Annotated in this window: 1 protein-coding gene; it reads right to left on the reverse strand. The window is 61.7% G+C overall.

Annotated elements, in window-relative coordinates; all coding sequences use genetic code 11:
• Positions 1-298 (reverse strand): hypothetical protein (locus tag DIE23_RS40780; RefSeq protein ID WP_311767853.1); only part of this gene is annotated, 298 nt, incomplete at both ends.

The raw sequence follows: 298 nt of genomic DNA on the forward strand, positions 1-298 counted from the left end.
CTTCGACGGGTATCAATTCGCTGTCCACCGGCCTGAGCTCGACCAATAGTTCGGTCGCCTCGCTGTCGACCTCCACGTCGACGGGCCTGTCGTCAGCAACTAGCTCGATCAGCTCGCTGTCCACGTCGACCTCGACCGGTATCAACTCGCTTTCGACCGGCTTGAGCTCGACCAACAGCTCGGTTGCTTCGCTGTCGACCTCCACGTCGACCGGCCTCTCGTCGGCTAACAGCTCGATCAGCTCCCTGTCCACGTCCACTTCGACGGGGATCAACTCGAGCACCACCGCCGTGAGATC

Origin of the sequence: Burkholderia sp. Bp9143 (assembly GCF_003853645.1) — a bacterium.
GTDB lineage: Bacteria > Pseudomonadota > Gammaproteobacteria > Burkholderiales > Burkholderiaceae > Burkholderia.